General features: G+C 68.6%; 3 protein-coding genes. All 3 read right to left on the minus strand.

Annotated elements, in window-relative coordinates:
* On the minus strand, positions 1–310 hold a 310-nt coding region (locus tag PHC73_RS13415; RefSeq protein ID WP_300129263.1), incomplete at its 3' end, for an ATP-binding cassette domain-containing protein.
* A 475-nt stretch (positions 311–785) separates the two neighbouring features.
* A complete protein-coding gene (locus PHC73_RS13420) occupies positions 786–1,763 on the minus strand; it encodes a peptidylprolyl isomerase (protein WP_300129265.1) in 978 nt (325 codons plus the stop codon).
* Positions 1,764–1,846: 83 nt separating this feature from the next.
* The gene (locus PHC73_RS13425; protein WP_300129267.1) at positions 1,847–2,749 is read right to left on the minus strand and encodes a hypothetical protein; all 903 of its coding nucleotides are present in this window, start codon (positions 2,747–2,749) and stop codon (positions 1,847–1,849) included.
* Positions 2,750–2,799 lie beyond the last annotated feature (50 nt).

Below are 2,799 nucleotides of genomic sequence, written 5' to 3' on the forward strand. Positions count from 1 at the left end.
AGCCGGCGCCCAGCGCCAGCAGCGCGGCCAGCCGGCCCCGGATGGGGAAGCTGCCGGCGCGCGGGTCGTGGCCCCCGCTCAGGATCGGGCGCAGCGTCGACTTGCCCGAGCCGTTGCGTCCCAGGATGCCCACCACCTCGCCGGGGGCGACGCGGAAATCGATGTCCTGCAGCGCCCGATGCACCCGATAGCGCGGCCGCCGGCTGAAGAACTGCAGGAAGCGGTCGCGCGGGCTGTCGAAGATGCGGTAATCCTTGCCCAGCCCCTGCACCGCGATGGCGGCATCGGTGCAAGCCGGCTCAGCGCGCATCGACGCAGCCATCGCGCAGCGCCGCGCCGCAACAGGGCTGGCCGCGCAGCTCCGACACCGTGCCCGCGAACGGTAGCCCGCGCAAGGTCGCGATCGGATGGGTCGGGGGCGTGGCGGGCCACAGCGACTGCGGCGCCGGCAACACGGCCCCGGGCGACGGCCCCATCAGAACCAATTGGAATACCACGTGAACACCGGCCGCGCGCCGAAGGTGGGCCGCAGCTGGGCGAGCGCCGCCGACCGCCGCAATAAACCCAGCCCCCCCCAGGAGGGGCGGCGTCTTTTGAGCACACCCGTTGACCAAACCAGCCTTGCCGCGCGCAGGCATCGGCGCGCGACTCAGGCAGTCGGAAACCACGTCGACGTGTGGACACCCCGAGCATGAGCCGCGCCGCGGGCACCGGCCACGCAACATCGCCCGGCGGAGCGCCACCCGCCAGCACAATGCGTCGCCCATGTAGCCCCTCGGGTCGGGTTATTTTGGCGCGCCGACCGCCTTGTCGTTCGGGGCGGCTTTGCTCTCGGCCGCCTTCTTGGCGGGGTCGCCATCGATGGGCTGGTACAGGCTCGTCAGGGCGTCGTAGTTGGTCTCGACGCCTTGCAGCGTGCCGATGCGCTCGATCTCGCGGTTGACGATGCGGGTGCGGAATTCGTCCCGGTACTTGGCGATCAGCCGGTCCTTGACCTGCTCGAAGGGCAGCAGCCCGGCGGGGCGGCGGGCTTCGAAGCGGATCACGTGGTAGCCGAAATCGGATTTCACGGGGCCGGCCAGCTCGCCGGGCGTTTGCATCGCGAAGGCGGCGTCCTCGAACGGCTTGACCATCTGCCCGCGCTGGAAGAAGCCGAGATCGCCGCTGTTGCCGGCAGCGGACGGATCGTCGGAATACTCCTTGGCCAGGGCCGCGAAGTCCGCCCCGGCCTTGGCCTTGGCGAGCACCTCCTGGGCGCGGGCAAGTGCCTGCGCGTCCGTGCGGTCCGCGCCGGTCTTGATCAGGATATGGGCGACCCGCACCGCCTCCGGCGCTTGGTATTTTTCCGGGTGGGCTTGCCACTCCTCGCGCGCCACGGCCTCGTAATCCGGCTGTTTCTCTTGGGCGACGATATGGTCGAGCTGCACCTGGCTCAGCGCCCGTATGCGCGCCTCCTCGACGCGGAAGCGCTCGGCCTCGGTCAGCGGCCGCGCCTGCGCCTCCTCGGCCAGCTTGTGGACCACGAAGAAATTGCCGGCGTGTTGGGTGATGCGCTTGCGGTCGGCGTAGAAGCGGCGCAGCTGTTCAGGGGGAATGGTCAGCTCGATGGACCGGCGGATATCGCCCAGGGTGACGCGCGTGTTGCCGTGCGCCAGCACCACGGTGTCGTCCGGGTAGGACTGGGCCTCGGCGGCGCGCAGCGGGCCGGCGGCAAAGGGTAACGAGCAGCACAGGAACAGGGCAACGCGGAACGACATCGTCATGAAGCGGGATTTCTCGCGGACGGCGGATAAAAAAACGCCCGCATTGTAACCAATGCGGGCGCGGGTGGCGCCGGCGGCGCGGCTCAGTAGGGCGCGCTGCGGCTGGCGAAGAACGAGCAGTTGGTGGTGTTGGTGCAGCTATAGGCGGTATCGGTCAGCGCCGTCTTGGATACCGCATTGATGTAGTAGGTCTTGTTCGCCTCCAGCTTGCAGTAGTAGCTGCTGGCCGATGGACTGGCGCTCATCTTGATCTTGATGCTTTCCAACTGGTATTTCATGCAGGAGCTCTGACCGCCCACCGGCTCCAGCACCCCGGGGCAGGTGGACACCACCACCAGCTTGCTGCGCTGCGCGCCGCTGGTCTTGGTGACCGTGACGTCGTTCTCCTGGTTGAATCCGGAGGGGACGGTCATCTCAAAGGCGGTAATGATCTGCGGCAGCGGGAAGAAGGTCTGCTGCGCCCAGACGGCGTTCATGTTGCCGGTATCGACCACGGTGGTATTGGCCGGCAGGGCACCGCAGGCCCCGGGCGGCGGGGCATCGGCGGTAAAGGTGGCGGTGACCGAGAGATTGCCGGTGATGGTGGTGTTGACGGTGCAGGGTCCGGTGCCGGAGCAGCCCTGTCCGCTCCAGCCGCTGAAGGTGGAGCCGGGATTGGCGGTCGCGGTCAGGGTGACATTGACCGCGGTGCCCTCGGGATAGCTCTCGGTGCAGTCCGCGCCGCAACTGAAGCCGGTGCCGGTGACCGTGCCGGACCCGGTGCCGGCCTTGCTCACGGTCAGCGTGAAATTGCCCGGCGGGGGCGGGGCGCTGCAAGTGGCGTCTACCGGGGTCACGGTACCGTTGACGTTTATGGTGCCGTCGGTGCAGATGGAGCCGTCGGCCTTGGTGATGGTGATCGCCGCCTGGGGCGCGGCAGCCGCGCCGAGCAGCAGCAGACCGGCGCCGAGGCCGGCAAACGCCTTGAATACCGAATGCTTGTTCATGGCAGGGGTCTCCTGAGCGCCGGGACCTGCCCCGGCTTTCCGTTCGTCAG

The organism is Immundisolibacter sp., assembly GCF_028696615.1.
In the GTDB taxonomy this organism is placed as follows: Bacteria; Pseudomonadota; Gammaproteobacteria; order Immundisolibacterales; family Immundisolibacteraceae; genus Immundisolibacter.